Annotated in this window: 29 protein-coding genes and 1 pseudogene; 15 read left to right on the forward strand and 15 right to left on the reverse strand. The window is 60.6% G+C overall.

Translation table 11 applies throughout. The annotated features are described in order from the left end of the window. Window positions 1-1,323: a DUF222 domain-containing protein gene (locus ACSW29_RS00130; RefSeq protein WP_448276053.1), complete on the forward strand. Its 1,323-nt coding sequence runs from the start codon at window positions 1-3 to the stop codon at window positions 1,321-1,323. 100 nt (window positions 1,324-1,423) lie between these two features. Here the strand turns inward: ACSW29_RS00130 and ACSW29_RS00135 are convergent, their stop codons facing one another. After that, entirely contained in the window at window positions 1,424-2,122 is a 699-nt protein-coding gene (locus ACSW29_RS00135; protein ID WP_448276054.1) for a type 1 glutamine amidotransferase domain-containing protein, read from the reverse strand. Between the two features lie 200 nt (window positions 2,123-2,322). Further along, the gene (locus ACSW29_RS00140) at window positions 2,323-2,493 is read right to left on the reverse strand and encodes a hypothetical protein (RefSeq protein WP_347875104.1); all 171 of its coding nucleotides are present in this window, start codon (window positions 2,491-2,493) and stop codon (window positions 2,323-2,325) included. Between the two features lie 154 nt (window positions 2,494-2,647). Between ACSW29_RS00140 and ACSW29_RS00145 the strand changes: the two genes are divergently transcribed. Then, window positions 2,648-3,061 (forward strand): hypothetical protein, encoded by a 414-nt coding sequence (locus tag ACSW29_RS00145; protein ID WP_448276055.1) that lies wholly within the window; start codon window positions 2,648-2,650, stop codon window positions 3,059-3,061. A 14-nt stretch (window positions 3,062-3,075) separates the two neighbouring features. Here the strand turns inward: ACSW29_RS00145 and ACSW29_RS00150 are convergent, their stop codons facing one another. The 3 genes from ACSW29_RS00150 to ACSW29_RS00160 all read right to left on the reverse strand — a co-directional run bounded on the left by ACSW29_RS00150 (window position 3,076) and on the right by ACSW29_RS00160 (window position 5,537). Continuing rightward, window positions 3,076-4,350 (reverse strand): RNA polymerase sigma factor, encoded by a 1,275-nt coding sequence (locus tag ACSW29_RS00150; RefSeq protein ID WP_448276056.1) that lies wholly within the window; start codon window positions 4,348-4,350, stop codon window positions 3,076-3,078. Between the two features lie 3 nt (window positions 4,351-4,353). Beyond that, complete coding sequence (locus ACSW29_RS00155) at window positions 4,354-4,782, reverse strand: YciI family protein (RefSeq protein ID WP_230815898.1); 429 nt, start codon at window positions 4,780-4,782, stop codon at window positions 4,354-4,356. 161 nt (window positions 4,783-4,943) lie between these two features. After that, window positions 4,944-5,537: a hypothetical protein gene (locus ACSW29_RS00160; protein ID WP_448276057.1), complete on the reverse strand. Its 594-nt coding sequence runs from the start codon at window positions 5,535-5,537 to the stop codon at window positions 4,944-4,946. 93 nt (window positions 5,538-5,630) lie between these two features. Here ACSW29_RS00160 and ACSW29_RS00165 point away from each other — a divergent pair, with 93 nt between their 5' ends. Both ACSW29_RS00165 and ACSW29_RS00170 read left to right on the forward strand, forming a co-directional pair. Further along, a complete protein-coding gene (locus tag ACSW29_RS00165) occupies window positions 5,631-6,602 on the forward strand; it encodes an alpha/beta hydrolase (protein ID WP_448276058.1) in 972 nt (323 codons plus the stop codon). 9 nt (window positions 6,603-6,611) lie between these two features. Then, on the forward strand, window positions 6,612-7,691 hold the full coding sequence (locus ACSW29_RS00170; protein WP_448276059.1) for a helix-turn-helix domain-containing protein: 1,080 nt from the start codon (window positions 6,612-6,614) through the stop codon (window positions 7,689-7,691). Window positions 7,692-7,713: 22 nt separating this feature from the next. On the opposite strand, the gene ACSW29_RS00175 is transcribed toward ACSW29_RS00170, so the two are convergent. Further along, entirely contained in the window at window positions 7,714-8,613 is a 900-nt protein-coding gene (locus ACSW29_RS00175; RefSeq protein ID WP_448276060.1) for a LysR family transcriptional regulator, read from the reverse strand. Between the two features lie 141 nt (window positions 8,614-8,754). Here ACSW29_RS00175 and ACSW29_RS00180 point away from each other — a divergent pair, with 141 nt between their 5' ends. The 4 genes and pseudogenes from ACSW29_RS00180 to ACSW29_RS00195 all read left to right on the forward strand — a co-directional run. Further along, on the forward strand, window positions 8,755-10,167 hold the full coding sequence (locus ACSW29_RS00180; RefSeq protein ID WP_448276061.1) for an FAD-binding oxidoreductase: 1,413 nt from the start codon (window positions 8,755-8,757) through the stop codon (window positions 10,165-10,167). 14 nt (window positions 10,168-10,181) lie between these two features. Beyond that, window positions 10,182-10,823 (forward strand): histidine phosphatase family protein, encoded by a 642-nt coding sequence (locus ACSW29_RS00185; RefSeq protein WP_448276062.1) that lies wholly within the window; start codon window positions 10,182-10,184, stop codon window positions 10,821-10,823. Then, on the forward strand, window positions 10,823-12,007 hold the full coding sequence (locus ACSW29_RS00190) for a winged helix DNA-binding domain-containing protein (RefSeq protein ID WP_448276063.1): 1,185 nt from the start codon (window positions 10,823-10,825) through the stop codon (window positions 12,005-12,007). The genes ACSW29_RS00185 and ACSW29_RS00190 overlap by 1 nt, the downstream gene beginning before the upstream one ends. Window positions 12,008-12,022: 15 nt before the next feature. Further along, window positions 12,023-12,430: pseudogene (locus ACSW29_RS00195) on the forward strand (SDR family NAD(P)-dependent oxidoreductase); the annotation flags it as partial. A 74-nt stretch (window positions 12,431-12,504) separates the two neighbouring features. On the opposite strand, the gene ACSW29_RS00200 reads toward ACSW29_RS00195, so the two are convergent. Beyond that, a complete protein-coding gene (locus ACSW29_RS00200; RefSeq protein ID WP_448276064.1) occupies window positions 12,505-13,155 on the reverse strand; it encodes a TetR/AcrR family transcriptional regulator in 651 nt (216 codons plus the stop codon). Between the two features lie 305 nt (window positions 13,156-13,460). Here ACSW29_RS00200 and ACSW29_RS00205 point away from each other — a divergent pair, with 305 nt between their 5' ends. Further along, the gene (locus ACSW29_RS00205) at window positions 13,461-14,810 is read left to right on the forward strand and encodes a lipase family protein (protein ID WP_448276065.1); all 1,350 of its coding nucleotides are present in this window, start codon (window positions 13,461-13,463) and stop codon (window positions 14,808-14,810) included. Between the two features lie 17 nt (window positions 14,811-14,827). Here ACSW29_RS00205 and ACSW29_RS00210 read toward each other — a convergent pair whose 3' ends face one another. Beyond that, entirely contained in the window at window positions 14,828-15,364 is a 537-nt protein-coding gene (locus ACSW29_RS00210; protein ID WP_448276066.1) for an SIP domain-containing protein, read from the reverse strand. 485 nt (window positions 15,365-15,849) lie between these two features. After that, window positions 15,850-16,227 carry a VOC family protein gene (locus ACSW29_RS00215; protein ID WP_378448346.1) on the reverse strand — a complete coding sequence of 126 codons (378 nt, stop codon included), beginning with the start codon at window positions 16,225-16,227 and terminating at the stop codon, window positions 15,850-15,852. A 97-nt stretch (window positions 16,228-16,324) separates the two neighbouring features. On the opposite strand from ACSW29_RS00215, the gene ACSW29_RS00220 reads away from it, so the two are divergent. The 3 genes from ACSW29_RS00220 to ACSW29_RS00230 all read left to right on the forward strand — a co-directional run bounded on the left by ACSW29_RS00220 (window position 16,325) and on the right by ACSW29_RS00230 (window position 17,983). Continuing rightward, entirely contained in the window at window positions 16,325-17,050 is a 726-nt protein-coding gene (locus ACSW29_RS00220) for a TetR/AcrR family transcriptional regulator (protein ID WP_448276067.1), read from the forward strand. A gap of 50 nt (window positions 17,051-17,100) precedes the next feature. After that, window positions 17,101-17,520, forward strand: coding sequence for a hypothetical protein (locus ACSW29_RS00225; RefSeq protein WP_448276068.1), 420 nt, complete (start codon window positions 17,101-17,103; stop codon window positions 17,518-17,520). Window positions 17,521-17,620: 100 nt separating this feature from the next. Beyond that, window positions 17,621-17,983 (forward strand): hypothetical protein, encoded by a 363-nt coding sequence (locus ACSW29_RS00230; RefSeq protein ID WP_317826902.1) that lies wholly within the window; start codon window positions 17,621-17,623, stop codon window positions 17,981-17,983. Window positions 17,984-17,990: 7 nt separating this feature from the next. On the opposite strand, the gene ACSW29_RS00235 is transcribed toward ACSW29_RS00230, so the two are convergent. Genes ACSW29_RS00235 through ACSW29_RS00245 form a run of 3 tightly spaced genes read right to left on the reverse strand, consistent with a single transcriptional unit; the run spans window position 17,991 to window position 21,492 of the window. Continuing rightward, window positions 17,991-19,628, reverse strand: coding sequence for an AMP-binding protein (locus ACSW29_RS00235; protein WP_448277383.1), 1,638 nt, complete (start codon window positions 19,626-19,628; stop codon window positions 17,991-17,993). Window positions 19,629-19,642: 14 nt separating this feature from the next. Then, the gene (locus ACSW29_RS00240; RefSeq protein WP_317826904.1) at window positions 19,643-20,107 is read right to left on the reverse strand and encodes a MaoC family dehydratase; all 465 of its coding nucleotides are present in this window, start codon (window positions 20,105-20,107) and stop codon (window positions 19,643-19,645) included. Between the two features lie 14 nt (window positions 20,108-20,121). After that, on the reverse strand, window positions 20,122-21,492 hold the full coding sequence (locus tag ACSW29_RS00245; protein WP_230815884.1) for an MFS transporter: 1,371 nt from the start codon (window positions 21,490-21,492) through the stop codon (window positions 20,122-20,124). A gap of 219 nt (window positions 21,493-21,711) precedes the next feature. Here ACSW29_RS00245 and ACSW29_RS00250 point away from each other — a divergent pair, with 219 nt between their 5' ends. Continuing rightward, entirely contained in the window at window positions 21,712-22,410 is a 699-nt protein-coding gene (locus ACSW29_RS00250) for a TetR/AcrR family transcriptional regulator (RefSeq protein WP_230815883.1), read from the forward strand. A 73-nt stretch (window positions 22,411-22,483) separates the two neighbouring features. Continuing rightward, a complete protein-coding gene (locus ACSW29_RS00255; RefSeq protein ID WP_448276069.1) occupies window positions 22,484-22,696 on the forward strand; it encodes a hypothetical protein in 213 nt (70 codons plus the stop codon). An 8-nt stretch (window positions 22,697-22,704) separates the two neighbouring features. On the opposite strand, the gene ACSW29_RS00260 is transcribed toward ACSW29_RS00255, so the two are convergent. Continuing rightward, window positions 22,705-23,232, reverse strand: coding sequence for a CinA family protein (locus ACSW29_RS00260; RefSeq protein ID WP_448276070.1), 528 nt, complete (start codon window positions 23,230-23,232; stop codon window positions 22,705-22,707). 77 nt (window positions 23,233-23,309) lie between these two features. Then, a complete protein-coding gene (locus ACSW29_RS00265; protein WP_448276071.1) occupies window positions 23,310-24,458 on the reverse strand; it encodes a glutamate--cysteine ligase 2 in 1,149 nt (382 codons plus the stop codon). Between the two features lie 159 nt (window positions 24,459-24,617). Here ACSW29_RS00265 and ACSW29_RS00270 point away from each other — a divergent pair, with 159 nt between their 5' ends. Further along, window positions 24,618-24,923, forward strand: a complete 306-nt coding sequence (locus ACSW29_RS00270; protein ID WP_317826908.1) for a hypothetical protein — start codon at window positions 24,618-24,620, stop codon at window positions 24,921-24,923. A gap of 41 nt (window positions 24,924-24,964) precedes the next feature. Here ACSW29_RS00270 and ACSW29_RS00275 read toward each other — a convergent pair whose 3' ends face one another. After that, window positions 24,965-25,234: a DUF7218 family protein gene (locus ACSW29_RS00275; protein WP_230815877.1), complete on the reverse strand. Its 270-nt coding sequence runs from the start codon at window positions 25,232-25,234 to the stop codon at window positions 24,965-24,967. Window positions 25,235-25,302 lie beyond the last annotated feature (68 nt).

The following is a 25,302-nucleotide window of genomic DNA, read 5'->3' on the forward strand; positions in this document are numbered from 1 at the left end:
ATGAGTGTTCTGTTGTCGGATGTTGTGTGTGGCTCTGCGGTGGGATTGCGTGGTCGTCTGTGGCGGTTGTCTGCTGCCGAGTTGCGTGAGGCTGCTATCGAGGCGAGTGCGGAGATTCTGCGTCTCGAGGCGGTGCGGGTGGCTGTGGTGGACGAGCTGTCGATGCGTCCCGATGATCAGGTGATCGCGTGCCGCGGAGTGGGTGCGTGGTTGGCGGCGAACACGATGCTGCAGGTTCGGGACGGGAAGAAGATCGCCGCCCTCGGTGCAGCGCTGCGGCCGTTTCCGGCTGTGGCGGCTCGGTTCGATTGCGGGGACTGCTCTTTCAATCACGCCGTGTTGATCGTGGCGTTCTGCGAATCACCACCGAAGGGGATGCCTGAGAAGGCACTCCCTCGCTGTATCGACCTGTTGCTTGCGGCTGCGTCGGGGGTGGAGGCGACGACCACGAAAGTGCGGAACGTTATCGCGACCTTGGAGCGAGTGTTCGAGTCCGATGAGATTCCGCCCGCCGAAGATATCGACCGGAACGAGCTCCGGATCGCGTCGACGTTGAACGGTCGGGTGGTGGTGCGCGGAGATTTCGACGCCCTCACCGGTGAAATGCTGCTGTCGGCGTTGTCGAATCTGACGATGCCCACCCCGGCGCCGGATGGAACCCCCGATGCCCGGTCCGCGGCGAAGCGGACCGCGGACGGGTTTACGGAACTGATCCGGCGGTATCTCGACTGCGCCAAGACCGGTACCGATGGTGGGCAGCGTCCGCACGTGAACGTGCACATCAACGCTCGCGACCTGGCTGAGCACCGGGACTGCGCCGCCGCGCCTTCTGCTACTGATGTGGACGATGAAGGCTCACCCGATCTGAACCTGTCGGATCTAGACGTCGGGCACATGCCCTGGCTCGGGCCACTGTCGGTCTCGCAGACGAGGTTGTTGGGGTGTGATTGTTTCCTGTCGACGGTGTTGCTGGACGATCATGGCGCACCGCTCGATGCGAAACCCGGAAAACGGTTGGTCACCGCCGAACAACGGGTCGCGTTGATCGCCCGAGACAAGGGCTGCGCGTTCCCGGGCTGTTCGTGTGTTCCGGCGTGGACCGATGCGCACCACATTAGGCACTGGGCTAACGGCGGCCCGACGGTGATGAACAACCTTGTCCTGCTGTGCCGTTCACATCACCGGCTGATGCACCGCAAGACCGGGTTCGTCGGCAAGTGGTCGATTCGGATCGGCGTCGACAACAAACCGTGGTTCATCCCACCGCCCTCGATCGACCCCGGGCAGCATCCCAGGCCGGCGAACACCACATTCAAAACCTGAGGTAGTACTCCTCGGGCACGACAGAACACGGCCCAGCACCGCATCGAAGGAGTCCTCGATGCGGTGCCGAAAGCCGTGCTCAGGCCTAGCCGGTGATCGTTCAGCCCAAGTCGGCGACAATCCGCTCGGCGAGAGGCCGTGACGAAGCCGGATTCTGACCGGTGTAGAGCTTGCGGTCCACCACGACATAAGGCGACCATGCCTCAGCCTTCGAGAATTTGCCGCCCAACTCGCGTAGCCGAGTTTCGAGCAGCCACGGAGCCTTGTCCGCCAGACCAGCCTGCGTCTCCTCTTCGTTGGTGAACGCGGTCAGCTGATAGCCGTCGAACAGCCAGCTTCCATCGGGTCTCTGTGCCGGCAAGAGTGCCGCCGGCGCGTGACAGACCGCCGAGACCACCTTGTCCGCGTCCAGGAAGTTCACGAGAAGCTCACCGAAGGATGCCGACACCGCAAGATCCTCCATCGGTCCGTGTCCACCCGGTACAAAGACCACGTCGTAGTCGGCAGCATCGGCGTTCTCCAGAATCTCCGGCGAATCGAGAACCGGCTGCAGATCGGCGATGTACTTGCGCATACTGTCGGCGCCTTCTTGCCCGCCGTTCACCTCGGGTGCCAGGCTTCCCTCGTCCACAACGGGAGCTTTACCGCCAGGCGTCGCGATCACGATGTCGTAGCCGGCGTCGACGAAAACGCGATGCGCCTCGACCAACTCTTCCGCCCAGTACCCGGTCGGGTGGGGTGTTCCGTCCTTCAGCGTCCAGTGATCTGCAGAAGTGACTGCAAACAACAGCTTTGTCATCGCGCAACCTTTCGTCGTAGTCAGGAACCGTCGTAGCCAGGAACCCCGAGACACGGAACCCCGGCGAACGCTCCCTTGGATGAAACGCACGCAACCGGAGGGAATTCCGCATCGGCCGTTTCAGTGCGACTTCTCACCAACGGGGCATGCAACCCGTCATACCCACATTCCAGCTCGGATATTTGGGTCGACCAGTGCGATCAGGCCAGTACGAAGGCCACGGCAAAAAGTGTCCAGGCGGCAGCAAGAACCGTCGACGCCGCAGTAACTGCCCCGGTCACGGCAGGTCGAGTGCTGCAGTTGCGCGCCGCGATGATCCCGACCGTCATCAAGGTCAGCGCCACCAGGAACGACAAAACCACGATTTTCACCAGCAAACCCTTCGACGTCGGTCAACAGAACCGGAGACTATTTAGATAGTACACAAATAGATCGTGCATTAATCAAACTTAGAATCCGTCAGGAAGTTCTTGACTAAACCCAAGGGGGACTGTCAGGCCAATCCTGACGAAAGGAGAACTTCTGATGGAAGACCTGATCGAACTCGCCCTGACTGCGAAGGTCGAGACCGCCGCGATCACCACGGTCAACGCCGCGATCACCGAGGCCGGCACTCAGGCAGACAAGATTGTCGGAACAGACCCTTTACCTGGCAGCCCTGAGTGGGAGGCAGAACAGGACACCGATATCCCGGCGCAGCGTCAGATGGCGTGGCAGGTGGCCTGTTTCCGGATCCAACTCGCCGCGGGTATCGATTCGACGGCAAGCGTCATGAGCCTGCATAGATTCGGCGCAACGTGGACAACCATAGGCCGGGCAGCCGGAATGACTCGTCAGTCCGCGCATGAACGGTGGGGTCGACGCGTATCGGACATGCTCGATCCTTATGGAGTCGGAATGCCGCCCATGGTTCCTGCCGACGATCCGTCGCAAGCGTGACCACTCATCACAGGCTACAGATCCGGGAGTAGTGCATCCGCCTTCGCGACCAGCACTGCACGCTCACGATCGTTCCCAGCCAGCCGAGCGGCATCGAGGAGTTCGGTTCTAGCCTCCTCGGATCGGCCGAGCTGACTGAGTAACTCGCCTCGAACGCTCGGAAGCAGGTGATAACCGGCCAATTCACCTGAAGCGACAAGCTTGTCGACGAATTCGAGCGCAGGGCCAGGACCGTAGGCCATCGATACCGCCGCCGCATGATTGAGGTCGACCACAGGTGAGGGTGCCAGTTGCGCCAAAGCCTCGTAGAGGATGACGATCTTCTTCCAATCGGTGTCCTCGAAAGTTGCTGCTCGCGCGTGGCATTCGGCGATCGCGGCTTGCAAGCCGTACGGGCCGCGTCCACGCCCGACGGCGTCAGCCCGTTCCAGCGCCGCAAGCCCACGCGAGATCTGTAGGCGGTCCCACCTGGTCCGGTCCTGATCCGCCAGCAGGATGGGCTCACCTGCCGAGGTAGTCCTGGCACCGAATCGTGAGGCCGTCAGCTCCATCAACGCGACAAGGCCGTGCACCTCGGATTCCCGAGGTACCAGCTCGGCCAGTATCCGCGCGAGCCGCAGCGCTTCTGCACTCAGATCCGCACGCATCCACTCGTCCCCCGAACTGGCTGCATAGCCTTCGTTGAACACCAGGTACAGCACTCCGAGTACGGCGCCCAACCGTTTCGAAAAGTCTTCTCTCCCTGGAACTTCGAATACCGCTTTCGAAGCGGTCAATGCCTTCTTCGCTCGCACGATCCGCTGCTGCACTGTCGCCGTCGGCGTGAGGAACGCTTTCGCAATCTCTTCCGTGGTCAAACCGCCCACCACCCGAAGCGTCAACGCCACCTGCGCTTTTCGATTCAGCACGGGGTGGCAGGCGATGAACATCAGCCGAAGGATGTCGTCGTCGATGCGATCCGGATCCCAGCTGACGTCGTCGAAGTGCGAAGCGTCGTTCTCGAGTTCGCGCGCAAAGTGGGCGTAGCGTTCGTCCAATCTCTCGCGTCGTCGCCACCCGTCAATTGCCCGTCGCGTCGCAACAGATGTAAGCCAGGCACCGGGATTTCGCGGAACCCCGGTGGCAGGCCACTGCTCGACGGCTTCGAGCAGAGCCTGCGCGGCCAGATCCTCGGCAAGATCAAGATCTCCGACGGTGCGAGTCAACGTGGCGACAATCTTCGCGGATTCGATACGCCAGACCGCGTCGACAGCCGTTCTCGTTTCCTCTCGCACCGCCTCGTCGGTCATGGTTCAGCCTGCGACCGGACGATCAGTACCGAGTTCTTCGCGCCAGCCGGCCTCTTTCTGGATGTACTCGTTGTCCTGATCGAAGTCCGACATCTCACTCACCCGACGCACCTCGAGCTTGCTTCCCGGCCCCAACGGGCAGCGCTTTGCCCACTCCAATGCTTCGTCCTTGGTCGACGTCTGAATGATCCAGAATCCCGAGAACAACTCCTTCGTCTCCCCGTACGGACCGTCGGAAACCAGCGGAGGATCGGACTCGAAATCGACGATGAATCCCTCCTCCATCGCCAATCCCTCACCCGCCAGCAGCACACCGGCCTTGATCAGGGACTCGTTGTACTGGCCCATCGCGGTGATGATCTCGTCGAAGTCCATGTCCTTGGATGCTTCGATGGCCTCGTCGGTGGAACGCATGATCAGCATGTACTTCATGAGAATCTCCTTCGTTTGTGGGCCGTTCCGTTCGGCCCCTCTGCCTACACGTCGAACGGCACACTCACCGATCGACAAACTTCCGAAAATAATCTTCCGAGGACATAACCGCCGGCCGGGATACGTTGCCCACGGTATCGGCAGACGGGCCGTCCGGCCGGTCAGAAGTCGAGAAATCCCGGCACAACTTCGCGAACGAGCCCAGTCGCGTCAGCGCTCCCGTAGAAATACACCGAGCCGTAGCCAAACAGGTATTCCTCGACGAACTCGGGTTGCGGATCGGCAACCACCGGCCACCCCTCTTCATTGATCTGGAACAGGAAGCGGTGCCCGTCCGCCTCGACAGCATCGGCGTAGGACGGTTCATTTTGTATGAGTACCGCTTGCTGCGCGATCAGTACCAACGGCATCACCTCACCCTCTGCGGGAAGATTGATCAACGCCGCGCTCCCGAGCCCCTTATGACCGCCGGCCGATTCCGCACTTCGTGATGACGGCGGGTGCAGGACTGCCCTAAGCCCGATATCCGGGTATTCGAGGTCGTCGTCGCCGATGGTGAAACCTCGACGGATGAATACCGAAAGCTCTCGCGCACCGAGCCACGGCGCCGTGTGTGTCCCGAGCGTCAGGAGATACTCATGCGTCTGCAAAATCGGCTGACCAGCGAAAACCTGCGGCGGGCGTCCACCGATCCTGGCCCCGACTTCCGAGTCGATCGAACCCACCCCGAGATGTACTCTGTCCACCGGCGTCATCCTAGGGAGATCCGACGGGCGTCGGAAGAAGACTCTCCGATTTCCTACAAGCCACTGGTGACGTAGGCCACATTCAGGCTCGATGATGAGTGCATGACAACCTTCCCCACTCTCGACCCCGAACTCGCCGCAGCACTCACCATGCTCCCGAAGGTGGACTTCGCTGACCTCCCCAACGCACGGGCCACCTACGATGCTCTGGTCGGCACCATGTTGGCCGACCTGTCATTCGACGGAGTCACGCTTCGTGAACTGTCCGCTCCTGGTCTGGACGGCGATCCGGAAGTCACGATTCGTTTCTTCACCCCGGACAACACCGCCGGTGCTGTCCCCGTTCTGCTCTGGATCCATGGCGGCGGATTCGCAATCGGCACCGCAGAGTCCAGCGATCCATTTTGTGTCGAGGTAGCGCGCGAACTCGGATTCGCCGTTGCAAACGTCGAGTACCGCCTCGCCCCCGAAACCCCCTTCCCCGGCTCCGTCAACGACTGCTACGCCGCACTCCTCTACATCCACGCCCACGCCGAGGAGCTGGGAGTCGATCCCAGCCGCATCGCAGTAGGAGGGCAGAGCGCAGGCGGTGGACTGGCCGCAGGCACTGTCCTCAAAGCCCGAGACGAGGGCGTTGTGCCCGTGGCATTCCAATTTCTCGAAATCCCTGAACTCGACGACCGTCTGGCGACGGTCTCGATGACGAACTTCGTCGACACCCCCTTGTGGCACCGCCCCAACGCCATCCTGTCGTGGAAGTACTATCTCGGCGAGTCGTATTCCGGTCCCGAAGATCCTGACGTCTCCATCTACGCTGCACCGTCCCGGGCCACCGACCTCACAGGTCTGCCGCCGACCTATCTGTCCACCATGGAACTCGACCCGCTCCGCGACGAAGGAATCGACTACGCCCTTCGACTGCTGCAAGCGGGAGTCAGCGTCGAATTGCACTCCTTCCCCGGAACCTTTCACGGGTCGGCACTGGTCGCGACCGCAGCGGTCAGCGAAAGGGGTGCTGCCGAAGCCCTCACTGCGCTCCGGAGAGGGTTGCGTTCGCTGTCGCCTGTCTCGTAGCGTTGCGAGATGCAAGGACTGATGTACCGGCTTGCCGAGCTTGATGCAGACTCGGCAGGCCTGGTACGTGTCATCGATTACTTCGACGCCCTCGTGCGGCACGGCTCCGACACCGCATCTTTGCTTCGCGCGAGCGCGCAGTTGGCGGACTGCGTTGTGGGTATCGAGATCGTGGAACACGGTAGGAGCAAGAAGAATTTGCGCCGTTGTGACCCCCGCGGCCGATGGTCACCCGAACCCCAGTTCCCTCCGAGCATGGCCAGGGACATCACTGTAGACGACGAAGTTCTCGGGAGAGTATGGATCGAGCGTCCTGGTGCGCACTTGCCGCTCGACGAAATGCTCGTCGACCGGATGGCCCTGACCGCAGCGATAATCCTGCAACCCCGACGCTTGCCTACCGAAGCCGAGCACACTCGAAATCTGTTGTTCCCGATGGATGAACTTGCGGTGCTCATCTCCTGTGCCGGTCTCGGTATCGAACCCCATACACCAGTCCGTGTAGTGGCAACCAAGGCAGTCTCAGACACAGCCGACGGCACTGCACACCTTGTTATTTCGCAAGATTGCACACCTGGCAAGGCAGCTGGGATAGAAGCTGACGGCGATTATCTGAATCTCGTGGCGGGTTCGTTCGCACCGACACCCGATTTGTCCGACGCAGCACTGTCGTCATCCATTCGCGCCGGAATATCTTTGACTGCTTCGGCTTCCGAAGTGAACACAATACTCAGCACTGCACGATTCGCCCGTGCACAGGCGTCAGCAACAACACCGATCGTGAACGCCGACGATCTCGGCGCCCTCAACCTCCTGGCGCCTGGATCACACATCGATCACTCACGAATACCAGATCTAGTTCTTGCCAAAGAGATCGGCAACACCAAACAAGGATTAGAACTACTCGAAACCTTGAGGGCATACCTGCAATCCGGAACATTGAGGACCGCAGCCGATGCCATGCATCTTCATCACAGCAGCGTCGCGCACCGATTGTCGAAGCTGTCCCAGCACGTCGGATTCCACGTCGACACCATCGAGAACCGAGCACGCACAACGGCCATGATGCTGGTCCTCGATGGCGGATAGGCCCCACCCCGCATCACATGCGCTACGCAGTCGTCGACGATCTTTCGCGTTCAGCGAGCGCAACAAACGGTGCAAGCGCCGGATTCGGATTATCCGGGCGGTAGGTCACTGCAACGTCGAGAGTTGGTTGCTCACCAGCGATCTCACATAGATGGACGCCTGGGATTCGGAGCATCCGTGCCCTGCCCTGGGGAATCGGCGCAATACCCACCCCGTCCGAGACGGCATGTAGTACCTGCTCGTCGTCGGCCTCAAATCGAACGATGCTGGGTGCCCCGTCAGGCCAAAGTTGTTCGAGCGTACGCGAATACATTCCGGGAGCATTGGCCTCGGGCCAGAACACAACGGGGACGTCCACCAGATCTCCGAGTTCGACTGTCGCTCGGCCCCCGAATGGATGATCCGCGGGAACCGCAACCAGTATCGGTTCCGTATCTAGGACGATCAGGGGAAGTTCGCGATCGCCGTCATCGAGTGGCGGGCGCACAACCGCGATGTCTACCGCTCCGTTTCGGACGAGATCAACTGTCTGCGCTGAAGTGCCACGATGGACGACGACCTCCACGCCCGGGTACAGCTTTCGATAGGTGCTGACCAGATCCGCGACTGCGCCGCCTGCCCACGAGCGGGTGTACGCGATGCGCAGTTCCCCATCCACACCGCGCGCAGCCAACCGAATTCGTTCGACCGCCCGGTCTGCACACCCGAGCAAAAAGCGCGCCTCTCGTACCGCCACTCGGCCGGCGGCGGTGAAGGTGAACTGCGGACCACGACGATCCACCAACGGCACTCCGAGTTCGCGCTCGAGAACCTTGATCTGCTGACTGAGTGCCGATTGCGCCACGTGGACGTTCGCGGCGGCGCGAGTGAAGCTGCCGTGATCCGACAGAGCGATCAGATAGCGGGCACGCTGCAGGTTCATACGGCGATTATAAGAAGAACAGATGGTGGTGTCACTACTTGGTCTTGGACAGGGCATCACCTGAGGTCGGAGGATCGAGTTCACGGTGCTCCACCACTTGTCCCCCGAAAAATTGTCACCCGAACGATCACAAGGTTGCATATGAACCCCCGAACACTCGTCGAACCTCGCGAACCTGGAACGGACGCGAGGCTCCTCGACGCCATCGCGGAGATCGTCGGCGAAACGCACGTCCTCGCCGATCCCGAACTGATCGAGGGCTACACACGCGACTGGACGGGACGTTGGATCGGCGACGCGATCGCGGTCATTCGACCGGGCAACACTTCCGAAGTGTCTGCGGTGCTTCGAGCCTGTTTCGACGCGGGGGTTCCCGTCACACCTCAAGGCGGAAACACCGGACTGGTCGGGGGCGGAATCGCCTCGGCTGGGTCCGTGGTGCTGAGTACCAGACGTCTCGAGACGATCGAATCCGTCGATCCTATCGGCCGGACAATCGCGGCCGGCGCCGGCGTGACCGTTGCTCGCGCTGACCTTGCCGCCGCTGCGCACGGTCTCCGGTTCGGAATCGATTTGGCATCAAAGGAATCCGCGACACTGGGCGGCATCGTCGCGACCAACGCCGGTGGTACACGCATGGTCCGATACGGAAATACACGGGCGCAGATCCTCGGCATCGAGGCAGTACTCGCCGACGGTTCCGTCTTGAGCAGGTGGACGCCACTCGTCAAGGACAACGTCGGTTACGACATTCCAGGCCTCCTTGCCGGTAGCGAGGGAACTCTAGCCGTCATCACCAAAGTCTTGATGAAGCTGGTCACCCCCGCGACCGACACCCAGGTCGTGCTCGCCGGTGTGCGCGACGTCGATCAAGCGCTTCATTTGTGTAATCGCGTGCGCCAGGGCGGATTGACCGTCGAAGCCGCCGAGATCATGACCGACGACGGCATCGCCCTCGTCTGCGCTCACACCGATGCCCGACGTCCGTTCGGCGCCCCTTCACCGATGTACACACTGATCGAGGTTTCGTCACCGCGCGAGACGGAAGAGTCGCTCCTGGAAGTTCTCTCCGCCTCTGCCGATCTCATCGAGGACGCGACAGTCGAGCCAGGTCCGGCCCGGAAGCTGTGGACCCTGAGAGAGAGCCACACCGAAAGCATCAGCGCATCGTCGACGACTCCGGTGGTCAAACTCGACATCTCCGTCCCCCTGTCCGTGATGGGTATGTTCATCGAAAGCCTCCGAGAGACGCTGGCCGATCGTTTCCCCCTCGTGCGGCCAATCCTGTTCGGGCACTTCGCCGACGGAAACATTCATGTGAACCTCCTGGACGCCGAGCCGAGGGTCGCCGACGAACTGACCGATACGGTGTTCCGACTCGTCGCTGCCCACCATGGAAGCATCAGCGCCGAGCACGGGATAGGTCGCGCGAAGTCGCCGTGGATATCGCTCGGGCGCACTGAGACCGACATCGCCGCAATGCAGTTGATCAAATCGTCCTGGGATCCACGTGGAATCCTCAATCCTGGAATACTGTTGCCGGAAAAGGTGTAAGCAGAAGGGGTCTCGTGCAGGATCTTTACGTCGTCACTCATCCTCATGCCGAACACACCGCGCAGGATGTGGTCGGAGGCTGGCACAATTCGGTTCTCACGCCTGCCGGCCGGTGTGATGCCGAATTGATCGCCGAAGAGTTGAAGCGTCGACGCACAGGCACTTCGGACCCGATCCGCATCACCTCGTCCGACCTCGAACGGTGCTCTGAGACATCCGCAATCATCGCCCGGACACTCAATGCTCCGGCGACGACAGACTCTCGATTGCGCGAAATCAGCTTCGGAGAAGCCGAAGGGCGCTCGAACTCGTGGCTTGCCCAGCGGCAGGTACCGGCTCCCGACAACAACCGCCTCGATCACCGTGGCCCCGTTGCCGGTACCGAGACCCGCCGCGAAATCGCGTCGAGGGTCGGCGAATGCGTTCACGAATTGATGACCGACCTCGACCACGATCATATCGTCGTAACACACGGCTTTGCACACACATTCGTCGTCGCCGCCTGGTTGCAGATCCCCGTCGAAGCCACAGGGTTTGCAACCTTCGTGACCACACCGGGTGCAATCACCCATCTCCAACACGACGACTACTGGCGCAACCGAACCCTCGCGCAACTAGCTGATACGACGCACCTGGACTGTGGCACGATGTCCTGATGCGCCATGTCTCCGACGATGAACGCCGTGCACGCATAGGAGTACGTCATGCGCTGGCGCCTTCGTTCCGTGTCGATTCTCCGGAAGGTGCGGCCAAGGCCATGACGGTGCTTCACGCCACCGAGTCGGCGACGGTCTACCTGTCTTGCTGGGCGAGGGTGCGGTCGTTGGACGCCGCCGACGTCGACTGCGCCCTGTACGAGCAGCGAAGCCTCGTGAAGCAATTGGCAATGCGCCGCACACTCTTCACTTTTCCCCGAGACTTGCTACCTGCCGCGTGGTCGAGTGCGTCCGTCCGCGTCGCGAACACCGAGCGCGCCAGAATGTCCAAGGACGTAGTCAAAGCCGGACTCGCCGTCGACGGCAACGACTGGCTCGATCGCGCACGCTCCGAGGTACTGTCACTGCTCGCCGATGCACCTGAAGGGCTTTCAGCAGTCGACGTCCGTCAGGCAGTGCCGATGATCGATGTGAAGGTCGAGGGTTCGGCAGGTGAAATCTGGTCGGCGCCGAGGGTTCTCACTCATCTGGGCGCCACCGCAGACGTCATGCGCGGCACCAACACCGGACGCTTCCCCGTCTCACGCCCACTGTGGACTCTCACTCGATACTGGCTCGACGACGCCCCCGTCGCTCTCGAATCTGCAGACGGATACCGAGAAATAGTCCGACGCTGGCTCTACACCTTCGGGCCGGGGACGGAGGACGACATCGTCTGGTGGTTGGGCTCGACGAAGACGGTCGTCCGGGCTGCCCTCGCCGAACTCGATGCCGTTGCAGTCACACTCGATGGCGGTGGCACAGGCTGGTTGCTGCCGAACGACGTCGCGGAGGTGGCGGATCCAGGTCCTTGGGTGGCACTCCTACCGGTGCTCGACCCGACGATCATGGGATGGAAGGGCCGCGACTTCTATCTCGGACCGCACCGCAACCAACTCTTCGACACCCGCGGCAACGCCGGTACCACCGCGTGGGTCGATGGTCGCGTCGTAGGGTGCTGGATCCAAGACGAAACCGGTGCGGTGCACGTTCGATTGCTCGAGACCGTGTCAGAGCCTGCGCGACGTTCTCTCGATGCCGAGGCGGCGCGCCTGACCGAGTGGCTCGGTGGCGTCAGAATCGGCACCGGATATGTCTCACAGGCCATGAAGCAAGCGGCTGGAATTGCTACAGCCACGCCTTGAACGGTCACGACGAACCTCCTCGGGACAATTCGCTTGGTCGGCCAGTTCATCCCGCATCTGTTGACGAAGCCCAGCGCCACTATCGTCACTGTCTCATCCGCTGTCGGCGTCGTCCCGCTACCCATCACGTCCACGTACAACGCCACGAAAGCTGCTGTTCATCTCTTCACTGAGAGCATGCGCGTACAACTCGCCGATACTTCGATCCAGTGCATCGATCTCATCCCACCGGGAGTCCGCACTACGCTGATGGGCCAGGAGAACTCGGAATCTTCCCTACCCCTTGATGATTACGTCGCAGAAACCCTTGCTCTGTTGAAGGCTGACAACAACGCCACAGAGATCGTGGTCGAGGCCGCCAAGCCGCTTCGTCATGCCGAGATGAACGGTGAGTACCAGAACGTCCTGAAGATGCTCAGCTGACGGTACCGAATTGACACCCGCCGCAACGCTGGAGAGGGCCGGATCACCCTCTCCCACACAAGCGATTTCAACAGTCAACCCTCTTGATCGCCACTCCGGAGCCCACGAACTGCGTGATCGATGATCGACCGCACTGTGTTGTCGTCGATACTCGAGTGCCCGACCAACATCCGGTAGATCAACGGCCCGAAGAACAGATCGATCGCTTCCTCGGTCTCGATGTCTTCACGGAAGTAGCCGGAATTCACACATCGCCGAATCAGTTCGGCGAAGCCTCGACGACGTTCGTCGAGGAAGAAAGTACGGAAGTATGCCGCCGTCGTCGGATCGTTGGCACACGCACCGACAAGTTCGGCAAAGATCGAACCGAGTGGACCCCGGTAGAACTCTCCGATGTCACCCAGATAGTCGTTCAAATCGGCTTGCGCACTATCGGTCTCAGGAAATGTCAGATGACGAGCCATGAGCACACCGAATGCTTCAGCAGCGATCGCCTGCCGCGACGGCCAGTGCCGATACAGAGTCACCTTGCTGACGCCCGAGTGTTCGGAGATCGCATCGATGGTCGCAGCCTTCATGCCACCGGACTTCAAAAGAGATTCCGCCGATCGGAGGGCCTTCTCGTGGGCCACCTCACTACGTGTACCGCTCGGAGGAGTGAGCAATCCTGTCTCGGCATCACCCGGGCCGCGAGACACATCGCCACCGGGAGCGCGCTTACCCATGTCTACCCCCTTTGTCCTTCAATACCTTGCAGCACAGAGTATTTCCCGACACCAGACGCCCCTGAACGGCTATGGGCGACCCAAGGCAGCAGTTCGACGCGATAGCTACTAGTCGTATCGTACACATGACGCCCTGGACTGAATCATCCAGAAACCGGTGACGATCTCAATCCCATTGCATCCATAAGTGATTCAAAGAGGCAAGACATACTCTCTCGTTTATTACTCAAAAGTAAGATAGCGTGTGTTCGTCATCACAGCAGTTCGTCAAGCGTCGAAGGAAATACGACATCGAAGGGTCGATCGTGACATCAAGGATTCTCTTTCGTGGAGTGGTGGCGCTAACCGCCATTGCACTCACAGGCATCACAGCACCTACTGTCGCCGCGCAACCGTCGGCGGATTCCTTCTACCAGTACGACGGTTCGGCACCGCTGTCGACGTATCCGCCTGGGGCCGTTCTCAAAACGAGAACCTTGCCCTATCACGTCGTCAACATTCCTACCCCATTACAGGCCGTGCAGGTGTTGTACCGGTCGACCGACGCTCTCGGCCGGCCGTCTGCGAATGTCACATCGATTCTTCGACCGCCCAATGCCCAGCCGGACAAAGTTGTCTCGTTCCAGTCAGCTTACGATTCACTGAACCCGGAAGACGGTCCGTCACGAGCTATCGCTGGGGACACCCTGATCGGCGGCCTGACCACCAGCGGACGCAATGTCGCCTTCGGCGGGACTCTCGCTTCCGGCGAAGCGGTCATGTTCGGTCCCCTACTGGCGCTGGGATACACCGTCGTCATTCCCGACACCGAAGGGCCGAACGCAGACTTCGCTGCGGGACCCGAATACGGAATGATGACTCTCGACTCTCTTCGCGCCGCCCGGAATACTCCCGAGACAGGTATTGCCGAATCAGCCGAGATCGGCCTGATGGGATACTCGGGCGGAGCAATCGCCACCAACTGGGCGTCCATCCTCGCTCCTGACTACGCCCCGGAGATCAACGAGGACCTGATCGGCGCCGCCCAAGGTGGACTGTTGGTCAACCCCGCAAACAACCTCCGGTACGCAAACGGAAGCATCGGTTGGGCAGGCGTTGTCGGGATGGCAGTCGTCGGACTTGCCCGTGCCTACGAGATAGATTTCGATCCGTATCTCGGCGATCGGGGACGCGAACTCCTACCTCGCATCGAGGATGCCTCGATCGGGAACGTCATCCTGCAGTACCCGGGGGTGACCTGGCAGGACCTTGCCAAACCAGAGTATGCGAACCCCAACTCGGTGCCCGAGTACGTCGACGTCGCCAATAAGATCAACATGGGCAACGCGCCGATACCCACCATCCCGATGTTCATCGCTCAAGCCGCAAACGGAGCCCTCGAGGGCACCCAGCCAGGTGGACCGGGCGTCGGCCCTGGCGACGGAGTCATGGTTGCCGGGGACGTCCGCTCACTCGCCACTCGCTATTGCGACGCAGGTTTGTCCATCCAGTACGACCAGTACGACACCATCAGTCACGTTCCGGGTGGCGCGCTGTGGCTCCCCGGCGCCATCACCTGGCTCAACGACCGTTTCAACGGGGATCCGGCGCCGGACAACTGCTCGAACATCGCACCGGGCAATTCCCTGGTGCCGGAAGTACACGCGGCGGGTTGAAGAATCCAACAGTCGCGTCAGATTCCGCTTGCCAGATCGTCGATATCCGCAAGTGTGCCGCCGCTTTCGAGGATGCTCGTGTAGTTCCGAAGTCGATTCTGATAGATCTCGGTGGTGCTGACTCCACGTTTCCAGTAACCGAAGACAACCACGTCATCCTTCGCCAGGCCGACTGTCTCACGGAAATGCGCTCGGATGGCCCGCATCTCGTCCAGTTCCCTTGCTCCCCACACCGCGAACGCCTCGGTGTCATCGGTAGCGACCCAACCGACGCCGGTCAGACCCTCGGGCCACTGAAGCCGAATCAGCACGACGTCGAAGGTCATCGAACCGCTCGACGCGTCGAAGGTGCGCACCGCGTAGATACGAGAAACGTCGTCGTACCGCGGACCTAGCTGGTTGCGGAATGCGACGTTGGGACGCAACCAGTTCGGGTCGTCCACCGACGAAGTCAACTGGACGGTGATGCGCAGGATGCTCTCGGTCGGGCGTTCGACTCGTTCGACGACGGGGCGAGGGAGATAGTCATCGATTTCTCCTGATCGGGGTTTCACTTCTAGACGGGTAGCTGGCCGACAGGTCTAGCGGTATTTCGTGGAGGAAACCGGCCTCACCTTCACTCGGTGGCGCCTTCGAACACGGATCGCCGCCTCGTTGGAGTGCCTGACACAGGACCGCGAGATCGGTGGGATAGCAAAAGAATTCGGCTCCGAAACGGGCAGTGGATTCACCCGCGCCTTCCGGGCGCGGACGGAGAGAGCGCGAGCTACTATCACCGACGGGTTCACTGCTGCTACTGCTCGGCTCCCGTGCCGCGAACGGGTCGACCGTATCTGCCGACGTCCTCGGAGCTATCCAGTTCTCCCCACACACGAATTGGCACTGTTGCACACATTCGTTGCCGCGTACACACCCGTGCGGCCCCGTGACCACGACAGCACCGCGGTCTTCCATATCATCGCCACCGGCCCTCTCGCGCACCCAACTCCAACTCGGGATTGCACCCGGCACGGTGGACCGAGCCGAGCACTCGGGTTCTTCACACCCACTGAACGAGTTGCCACACGATTCCGTTGGGGTCGACGAACTGGCAGTAACGCTCACCCCACGGTTCGGTCTCCGGCTCGGTGACAACGGAGGCACCTTCGGCGGCGATTCGGGCAAACTCGGCGTCGAGGTCATCGACCACGAATGCGATGAGCATGCCCTGGCCGGCTGGACCTGCGACGAAGTCGGGCTTGAACGTCCCGAGGCCGGTGCGCAGGAACACCACGTTGACCCCGGCATCCGGATGATTCAGGGAAACGAAGCCGTCGTCGGCCATGGCCTCGGTGAAACCGAAATGGGTTTTCGCAAAGCGCGCCGACGCGTCGGTGTCGGCAACGTTCAAGGACAGAGCAGTGCTGGTGATTTTCATCGTGGCCTCCATGATCATAAACCTTGTGCAGTGCATATAGTATGCACCGTATAAGGTATATCACGGTTGAGGTATTCCCGATTCTTGGAGATGACTGATGGCACGCGAACTGATCGACCTACTCTGGCGCGATCACCCCCTCGCGCCGAAGGGTGGCGCCCGCGGCCCGCGTGCGAAGGTCACGACCTCGCAGGCGGTCGACGCTGCGCTCGCCCTCGCAGATACCGAGGGGCTCGACGCCGTGACCGTGCGTCGCCTCGCCACCGACCTCGGCATCTCGGGAATGGCGCTGTACACCCACGTCGGATCCCGAGACGATCTGCTGGTGCTGATGGTCGACGCCGTACACGGAAACAACCCACGCCTGCCGTACGCAAACTCGACCTGGCGCCAACGTGTGCGCCAGGTCGCTGTGGAAGAACTTGCCCTCTATGCGGAGCATTGGTGGCTCCTCGACATCACCGACCAGCGCGCCGCGTTAGGTCCGGGCACCATCGCGAAATACGACCACGAACTTCATGCCTTCGACGGCGCGGGACTGACCGACATCGACCGGGACTCCGCGCTGACATTCGTGGCCGACTTCGCCCGATCCTCGGCGCAAGCGCGGCGCCCCGACCCTCGCGCAGCCGACATGGCCGAGGTGTGGTCCTCCTGGAACCAGCGTCTGGCCGCATACCTCGACGACGACTTCCCGTTGGCGCAGCGAGTCGGCGGCGCGGCCGGCGAGGCCAAGAACACCCCGTACAGCCCCGAGGCGGCGTGGGAGTTCGGACTGGACCGGGTCCTGGACGCCCTAGAGGGCCTTGTTCACATAGAATGACCAGCTCACATCGAATGACCAGTTCACTTCGAATAACATTCTTGCGATTCGTGGGCGAGAATATGTCCGTGCTGCGCTTCGGTTGGTCTCGACGGTCTGGTGGCAACCCCTCATTGTTCGATTCGCGAGAGCTGTTGCACGCCTACGAGAATCGATCGACCCGAGAGGTACGAGATTCAGGTGAGCTTCTGATCGAGATCCCGCTGAGCGACGCGAGCATCTTGGAGATCACCATCCTCGATCCCTCCGCGGACTGGATCGAGCCCCGAGTACGAGGGCTCTGCAGTTCGCTGGACGAGATCGACCGACGAGCCCAACGCATCCTCCGCGGGGGATTCAGCATCGGCTGGATCGAACTCGAATCAGAGCGACACGGCATCATCGACTACTGGGAAACCGGGGTGAACAACGAGTACCCCGTCGCCATCGTGTGGAACGGAAATTTCTGGGAAGAAGCGACGACCAGCTAGCCCCGAATTCAGCGGCATATATCCGCCAAGACGGGGTAGACGAGTAGATACCAACGGCTCATCGACCGAGCTCGTCAACTCAACTCCTGCGGTGTGAAAAATGTTTCTCAGCGACCAGTCGATCCGTCGCCGCACCCGCCGTTTCGGAGCAGCGCTGACGCCTTCTCACAAGTGGCCTCCCCCGACCGAAACACAGCGCGTCGCGCGCTGGAGTGAAAGATCGGAGATGCTCGGTGCGCTGTCGGTGCTTCTGTTCTGGGCTTTCGGCTTCGGCATCCTGCTGGGCGCCGGCGCGATTACAACAGGAATCTTCGCGCTCCGACGTCACCCGAGGAAGTCTGGCGGGCATTTGCTCTCGAATGCCCGCCAGCTGCCCTGGGATGCAATAGTCGGCCTCTTCACCGGATTCATCGGTCTTGCGCTGAGCGGATGGTTCTTCGTGGTGGTCCTACCCAACATGTAGGCGTCTGCTAGCCAAGGCCGTTCGCGTCCGTGGCCAATGTTCGGAGTTCACGTCGGAGGATCTTGCCGGTAGTGGTGAGCGGCAAGCTGTCGATGAAGGTGATCTGCCTAGGGTACTGGTAGAAAGAAAGGCGGCTTTTCACGTGGGTCTGCAACTCCTGGCGAAGCTCTTCCGAAGAGTTCGTACCTTCGGACAGAACGACAAAAGCGTGAACAGCTTCCCCGCGCAACGGATCCGGAACACCGATGACGCCGGCCATGGCTACCTCGTCGTGCGAGAGCAGGCACTCTTCGATCTCTCCGGGGCCGATGCGGTACCCCGCGGACGAAATGACGTCATCGGCACGCCCCTGGTACCAGAAGTTCCCCGCTTCATCGGTCCGACCCAGATCACCGGTATGAATCCACCCGTCGTAGACCTTTTCATCAGTCTTCAACGGTTGGTTCCAATAGCCGAGGAACTGTCCGGGGTTGCCTGCCTTCACACAGATCTCGCCTACCTGCCCCACCTCGACCGGCTCGCCGAGCGGATCGAGGAGGGTGACGTCGAAACCCGGAAAAGCGCGACCCATCGAGCCGCTGGCGGGACTCCACTTCGACCGCGACGTGCCGATGGTCAGATTCATTTCTGTCTGCCCGTAAAACTCGTTGACAGCTACGCCGAGCGTGCTCGCAACCCATGCCTGCAATGCGTCACCGAGCGCCTCGCCACCAGTTCCCAATGCCCGCAACTGAATACCACGCGCAGCAGTCTTGTCGACACCGATGCTTCGCATCTGCTTGAGCGCAGTGGGCGGAATGAAGGCGCCCGTCACCTTGTGACGGCTCAGAATCTCGACCGCACGCGACGGCGTGAATTTGTCGGGCGTCGCAACAACAGGGCATCCCAACGCAAGAGCAGGAAAGAGAACGTCGAACAGACCACCGATCCAGGCCCAGTCTGCAGGTGTCCAGAAGACGTCTCCCCGCTGCGGCGCATTGTCGAATGCCGTCCGCATACCGGGCATGTGCGCCAAGAGAATTCGGTGCCCGTGGAGGGCGCCTTTCGGATTCCCCGTCGTTCCCGAGGTATAGATGATGATGGCGTGTGAATCGGGGCCTGTCGCTGCCAGTTCACTACTTTCCGCGGCAGCGTCGATGAGGCCGTGGAAATCGAGGAGTCGCGCGGGCCTCGAATCGGAGGGCTGATCCGTCTTTCCGACGACGATCACGGCTTCGAGGCCGGGGATCTCACCTATTCCGTCGGCAACTCGTTCGTAACAGTCCTTGTCGACCACAAGCACTTTCGCACCGGAGTCACGCATTCGATGTACTAGCGCGTCCGACCCGAACTTGACCGAAAGCGGAACGGTGACCATTCCGGATCGGAAGGCGCCCAGATGTGTCGCGAGGACCTCGATCCCCTGTGGGACCATCACACCGACGCGATCCCCTGAGACAAGGCCGAGATCCGCAAGCACGGTTGCGAACTTTCGGCTTGTCGTAGCGACTTCGCCGAATGTGTACCGACTCCAGTGTCCACCGGTGTCTACGACGAGGGCTAGATCATCTGGATTCTGCACATCGACACATGCGTGCGCGATGTTGAATTGCTCTGGCACAGTCCATTCGAAGTGTTCTGCTTCGAGATCCTGCCACCATGACATATGCGGCCGAGAACTCACCGAGCACCCACTTCGAGGTCGAGGAAATGGGTCTCGCCTACCAGGAAAGAGAATTCGCCGGAGAAAACAAGGTCTCCGTCTTGGTTGACGAGTGAGCCTTTCGACGTCACGATCGCGGTCTCACCGTCCGAGCGAGGGCGCACCGACAGCACTTCCGACACCGCATGCACCGAGTCGCCGAGATAGGTCGGCCGGTGGAACCTGACGTGGTCGAGCCCATAGAAGCACTGCAGGTAACGGGGATCCAACTCCACCAGGCCGAGCAAGGTGGACAACATGAGAGCACCGTGGGCGATCTGTCGACCGAAGCGCGTCCGCTGCGCGTAGTCGGGGTCGAGGTGAAGAGGATGGCGGTCCCAGGTGAGGTCGGCGAAACTTCGCACATAGTCTTCGGTGACGACTCGCGGGTCTGTTACCGCAATGTCTCCGATAGAGATCTCTTCGAAACTCTTTGTGATCATTGAAGTTTCCTCTATTAGTTGACAGCCGTTGAGCGTTGATCGACCGGCGGCAGATACGCCCCGTTGTCATCGATGTACATGTCGCGACTTCCTTCGTCGAGGTCGGTGTCACGGACGAAGTAGACGCTGATCAGCGAAATAACCGACAGGGCAGCGATATACACAGCGACCGCGAACGATCCACCTGTCGCGCGAACCAACATGGCCGCGACCATCGGTGCGATTGCGCCACCCAAGAGAACACCGATCTGGAAAGCGATGGACGCCGCGCTGTAGCGCACCCGCGCATCGAACAATTCGGCGATGAACGTCGCCTGCGGTCCGTACGAAATGCTGAGCATGAAGGCGCCGACGGCCAATGCGCCTGTGGTGATCCAGAAGTTGCCGGTATCTATCGCGGCGAAGGCAACGAAGACCCAGAGACCCATGCCGGTGATGCCGACCATCAGGATCCGGCGTCGGCCAAATTTCTCGGACAGTTGACCGAAGATCGGAATGAAGATGACTGCAACGAGTGCGGACACCATGACCGCTCCGAGCATGAGGTTTCCGGACAGCAGATCGAACTGGTCGGCGTAGGTCAGGCTGTAGGTGTTGAGGATGTAGAAGTAAGCGCCCGTGCTGATCATCGAACCTGCGGCAAGAATGATCTGACGAGGATAGTTCTTGAACGCGTCGACCATCGGAATCTTGACCGCGGTGTTCTGCTGCTTCACGCGTGCGAATGCGGGAGTCTCTTCCAACGCGGTGCGAATGTAAAGTCCCACGGCGACCAACGCGATACTCAGCAGGAAGGGAATTCTCCACCCCCACACCAGGAATTGGTCTCCGGTGAGCGCCTTGGTGCCGAACATGACGGCCGTCGCCAGCAGAAGACCGGCCGGCACACCGACCTGCGGCATGCTGCCGTAGAAGCCTCGGCGATTCTTGGGTGCGTATTCCACAGCAGTCAGAACTGCGCCACCCCACTCACCGCCGACACCGAAGCCTTGGATCAGCCTCAGCACAACGAGAAGAATCGGGGCCCACACACCGATCTGATTGGACGTCGGAAGGACGCCGACCAGGAATGTTGCGGCGCCCATCAGAAGAAGTGCAAGAACCAAGACCTTCTTGCGTCCGATACGGTCCCCGAAGTGGCCCATCACAACGCCACCGAGCGGCCGAGCCAGGAAGCCGACTGCAAAGGTGGCGAAGGAGAGAATCGTCGCGAGCGCGGGATCTGCGCCCGAAAAGAACAGCGGCGCAAAGACCAAAGCGGCGGAGGCGCCGTAGATCTGAAAGTCGTACCACTCGATCGTGGTACCGACCAGAACTGATCCGGCCACCCGCCGCAGGGCAGGCCTGTCAACAGTTGCGGGGGATGGGGGATTCGCGTCGTTCATGTCATTGCTCCTTGTATGGAGTGCCCTGTTAGCTCTCGCACCGAGAGGGAGGCTCGACAAGGACACTATGCAGTGACCCAGGGCACAGTCAAGCTTTTTTCAATCGATCGATTGATTATTTGAGATGCAATTTGCCAGTATATGAGCAGCTATCAATCGACTGATTGGCCGTCAACCGATTTCGGCGGCGATGCTAGCATGATTGGGCAACCAACCGAAATGAGGATCATGGACCTGGGGCGCGTTCAACGGGCGGCAGTCACGCTGTTCGCGACGAAAGGGTTCGCCGCCACGGGCATTCGTGAACTCGGAGCAGAAGCCGGCATCAACTCGGCAACGCTCTATCACTATGTCGGCAGCAAAGAGTCACTGTTGGCTTCGATCATTCGGTCGTGCCTCGACGAGCTGACACAGTCGGGAGAGCGGGCGATGCGCCGCAGCGCCGATCCCGTAGTCCAGCTCGCCGGCCTGGTGTCGTCACACGTCGGCATTACCGCCGTCAACCAACTGACTGCCCGCGTCGCCGAGTACGAGATGCGCGGGTTGACCGGCGACAACCGCATCGAGTTGCAGACGCTGCGCGACGAGTACGAGCTTCTTTTCGGACAGGTCCTCGAACGCGGCCAACGCGTGGGCGCCTTTGACATCGAAGATCTGGCATTGAGCCGACTCGCGATACTCGAGATGTGTACCGGGGTCGCGCACTGGTACCGGCCCGGTGGGCGTCTCGAGTTGGAAGATGTACAGCGATTCTTCGTCAGCACCACCTGCAAGCTTCTGTCGGTTCCTGCCGAAGAATTGCACGGTGTGGAGTTCATTCACGACGTCCGAAAGCTGGACAGCGAACCCGAGACTCAGTCGTCCGAGATTTGGGGAAGCACTGCACAGAGCGATTTCGCGCGCCAGTCCGAGCTGTAATCAGGCCAGGACTACCAAGCCCTTTCCGTGAGCTCGGGTTGTCGGAGACGGATCAACCCGCAATAGTCGATGTATGGATCGGTACAAGATCACGATGCCCGACGGCTCCTCGACCGAGGAACCATTCGACTCCGACAAGGAAGCAATCGCGTGCGCCGTGGATGCCAATCGAGGCGTCAGCAAACACCTTGTAGTCGAGAAATACACGGCGGACGGCCGTCTGATTCCTACAGCGCAGGCTCCTGCGAAACACAAGGAGCATGACAAGAATCGTTCGAACAGTTGAACTCTCGACTACATCACCCCTGTCGAACTTGGTGCGTGACGACCGGATGCGTGACGCAAAAGTAGATAGATCGCATGCTCGACGGTCGCTCCCAGGACGGCTTCGGGATCACCTGAGAAAACCTGTTTCTCTGTTTCAGCGGTCCCATGGTCGACGACTCCGAACCACACAGTTCCCGGTGGAACGTTCTCCTGGGTATCCGGACCAGCTTCGCCGGTGACGGCCAGTGCCAACGTCGCGCCGAACAGTGTGGCAGTGCTGTGTGCCATGACCCGAGCAGCATCCTCACAGACGACTGGGCCGTCAGGAACACGAAGAACGGAATGCTTTACCTCTCGGGTATACGCGACGATCCCGCCACAAAACCAGGAACCAGCGTTCGGCGCCTTTCCTAGATGTGCGGCGATGTTCCCGGCGGTCAACGATTCCGCCGTCGCCACCGACAGACCGTGTTCCTCTACTGCTGCGGCCAACTGCCTGCACATATCGTCGAGATCCTTGTCCGACGGAAGCTCGGGTCGTGGATCGCCATTCATATGTTGCTCCTCCTGCCGTTCGATCGGTGACCTCGATAAGAAATTGGAAGTCTTGGAATGCCAATTCCAACCTTGCCCTACAGCTCACTGACACCTTGCGAACTACACCCTTCGAAAGTGCGTCGGGCGCACTCGTCGATCACATCAGCCACCCGTGACCGGCGGGCGAGTTGCCGGCGCTGCACGATCGCTCCGTTTCCGTTGCTGAAGACCTTGTCCAAGGAAGCCGTGACCTGCTCGAACTCTCCGAATGCGGTCAGTGCAGGTTCAACATGATCCACCAATCGCCGAACCGCCTGGTGTGCAGTCAGCAAGCGCACGGATTCCACGTCCAGCGACCTCCCGTCGAGTCCGTCACGCGCCGCGCGCCAGCAAGCCGCGCGGAGTAGCTCCTGATCGACGGCAGGCGCAACCTCACCTTTGGTAATCGCAGCGGATGCGGTGCCGACGAGTGCCTGCACCAGTGTGGCCAGAGTCATCGTCTCCTCCACGGTGGCGGGCACGTCGCTGATCCGAACCTCCACGGTGGGAAGGTGATCCGACATGCGCACGTCCCAATAGACCATGTGCGGATCGAGAATGACCCCTGTCTCCAGCATCGCTGCAACAGCATCTTCGTAGTGCCCCACAGACTCGAAGTAAGGTGGCGGGCCCGAACTGGGCCACCTGCCGAACAGGACGTAACGCCAACTCGCGTAGCCGGTATCGCGTCCACCGCTGATCGGGGAGTTCGCCGTCAACGCCAGCAAGGTCGGTAACCACGGGCGCAGATGATTGACGATCTGGACCGATCGTTCTCGATCTTCCACACCCACATGAATGTGGCAGCCACACATCACACCTTCGGTGATCGCACCGAATTGACCGGCCATCCGCTGATATCGCGACTTCTGAGTGATCTCGTCGACCGGCGGATCGTAGAACGGTGTCCCGACTGCAATGAGCTGACAACCCACGCGAGCAGCAGCGTCGGCGGTGAGGGCACGAGATTCACAGAGTTGATCACGAAGATCACGAATATGACTTCCGATCGAAGTGGACGTCTCCACCTGACAACGCGTGAGTTCGAGTTGCAGCGAGATACCGAGTTCTCGCCCGGCAGATGCAACTTCGACGTTGCGCGGACTGGGATGCCCAGTCCGCGGATCGCAGAGCAGAAACTCCTCCTCCACACCGAGAGTCGGTGTACCTACGGAGAATAGGTCGGGATTCGGCTTCGCATTCATAGGCCTTCCTCGCACCGGTTTCCTGCACATCCGATACTTCGAGCGTACGACGTTCTCCGTCTTTCGGCACTACTCCATCCGTTTCATCCAAGCGTCGATGGGGTAGTTGCCCTGTGAAGCGACCACAAGCGAAGAATCTCAGGTCTTCACGAGTTCAGGATGGAGTGCGCCGTGACCAACACGAGCGGGAGTTCACCGGTAGATGACGAACACACCAATCGATCGCACGTCGGGGAGGCAATCAGCGACGGCCGCAACTATCCCGGATATCTGCTGATCGGGCTGGGCCTGGCCACGCTCGGATTGACCTTGGTGGCAGCGGGTTACGGATTTCGCGGATGGTCGATCATTGCCGGCGTCGTCTGCGTGGTGTCCTTCATCGTCGGGACAGCGGTCATCTTGATGGAACACCGTCGGGTCAAACGACTGGAAGGTCAGGAACTCTTCGATCAAGAAGGTCATTGAACCGAACGCTCGAGTCGTATTCTGCACAAGCAGAATGCGACTCAGTGATTGCGGAGTTTCTCGATCAGCTCGCCCTTGCTCAGCTTCGAGTAGCCGTGCAGATCGAGTTCCTTCGCACGTCTCTTCAGATCATCTACCGTCCACTCCTCATACGGTGAGGATTGGCCACCGGACTTGGCGACGTTCGACCGCCCTCGATTGGCGGCCGCATTGGAGATTCGGGCCGCCTTCTCCTTGGAATCGCCCTTCTCGCGTAGCTCTTCGTAGAGTTCTTGATCCTTGAGTTGAGGTTGTGAGTCCTTGCGAGCCACGATTTCGCCCCTTCATTCGTCTTCACTCCGGCGGTGTGGCCGAACTGCCGATTCGGCCACACCGCAAG

It is taken from the genome of Rhodococcus sp. GB-02, from assembly GCF_053470465.1.

What these genes read in the sequence shown, in the direction of transcription:
- ACSW29_RS00130 (WP_448276053.1), top strand. Translation starts at nt 1, where the DNA reads ATGAGTGTTCTGTTGTCGGATGTTGTGTGTGGCTCTGCGGTGGGATTG.
- ACSW29_RS00135 (WP_448276054.1), bottom strand. Translation starts at nt 2,122, where the DNA reads ATGACAAAGCTGTTGTTTGCAGTCACTTCTGCAGATCACTGGACGCTG.
- ACSW29_RS00145 (WP_448276055.1), top strand. Translation starts at nt 2,648, where the DNA reads ATGGAAGACCTGATCGAACTCGCCCTGACTGCGAAGGTCGAGACCGCC.
- ACSW29_RS00150 (WP_448276056.1), bottom strand. Translation starts at nt 4,350, where the DNA reads ATGACCGACGAGGCGGTGCGAGAGGAAACGAGAACGGCTGTCGACGCG.
- ACSW29_RS00155 (WP_230815898.1), bottom strand. Translation starts at nt 4,782, where the DNA reads ATGAAGTACATGCTGATCATGCGTTCCACCGACGAGGCCATCGAAGCA.
- ACSW29_RS00160 (WP_448276057.1), bottom strand. Translation starts at nt 5,537, where the DNA reads ATGACGCCGGTGGACAGAGTACATCTCGGGGTGGGTTCGATCGACTCG.
- ACSW29_RS00165 (WP_448276058.1), top strand. Translation starts at nt 5,631, where the DNA reads ATGACAACCTTCCCCACTCTCGACCCCGAACTCGCCGCAGCACTCACC.
- ACSW29_RS00170 (WP_448276059.1), top strand. Translation starts at nt 6,612, where the DNA reads ATGCAAGGACTGATGTACCGGCTTGCCGAGCTTGATGCAGACTCGGCA.
- ACSW29_RS00175 (WP_448276060.1), bottom strand. Translation starts at nt 8,613, where the DNA reads ATGAACCTGCAGCGTGCCCGCTATCTGATCGCTCTGTCGGATCACGGC.
- ACSW29_RS00180 (WP_448276061.1), top strand. Translation starts at nt 8,755, where the DNA reads ATGAACCCCCGAACACTCGTCGAACCTCGCGAACCTGGAACGGACGCG.
- ACSW29_RS00190 (WP_448276063.1), top strand. Translation starts at nt 10,823, where the DNA reads ATGCGCCATGTCTCCGACGATGAACGCCGTGCACGCATAGGAGTACGT.
- ACSW29_RS00200 (WP_448276064.1), bottom strand. Translation starts at nt 13,155, where the DNA reads ATGGGTAAGCGCGCTCCCGGTGGCGATGTGTCTCGCGGCCCGGGTGAT.
- ACSW29_RS00215 (WP_378448346.1), bottom strand. Translation starts at nt 16,227, where the DNA reads ATGAAAATCACCAGCACTGCTCTGTCCTTGAACGTTGCCGACACCGAC.
- ACSW29_RS00220 (WP_448276067.1), top strand. Translation starts at nt 16,325, where the DNA reads ATGGCACGCGAACTGATCGACCTACTCTGGCGCGATCACCCCCTCGCG.
- ACSW29_RS00230 (WP_317826902.1), top strand. Translation starts at nt 17,621, where the DNA reads ATGTTTCTCAGCGACCAGTCGATCCGTCGCCGCACCCGCCGTTTCGGA.
- ACSW29_RS00235 (WP_448277383.1), bottom strand. Translation starts at nt 19,628, where the DNA reads ATGTCATGGTGGCAGGATCTCGAAGCAGAACACTTCGAATGGACTGTG.
- ACSW29_RS00240 (WP_317826904.1), bottom strand. Translation starts at nt 20,107, where the DNA reads ATGATCACAAAGAGTTTCGAAGAGATCTCTATCGGAGACATTGCGGTA.
- ACSW29_RS00245 (WP_230815884.1), bottom strand. Translation starts at nt 21,492, where the DNA reads ATGAACGACGCGAATCCCCCATCCCCCGCAACTGTTGACAGGCCTGCC.
- ACSW29_RS00250 (WP_230815883.1), top strand. Translation starts at nt 21,712, where the DNA reads ATGAGGATCATGGACCTGGGGCGCGTTCAACGGGCGGCAGTCACGCTG.
- ACSW29_RS00255 (WP_448276069.1), top strand. Translation starts at nt 22,484, where the DNA reads ATGGATCGGTACAAGATCACGATGCCCGACGGCTCCTCGACCGAGGAA.
- ACSW29_RS00260 (WP_448276070.1), bottom strand. Translation starts at nt 23,232, where the DNA reads ATGAATGGCGATCCACGACCCGAGCTTCCGTCGGACAAGGATCTCGAC.
- ACSW29_RS00265 (WP_448276071.1), bottom strand. Translation starts at nt 24,458, where the DNA reads ATGAATGCGAAGCCGAATCCCGACCTATTCTCCGTAGGTACACCGACT.
- ACSW29_RS00270 (WP_317826908.1), top strand. Translation starts at nt 24,618, where the DNA reads ATGGAGTGCGCCGTGACCAACACGAGCGGGAGTTCACCGGTAGATGAC.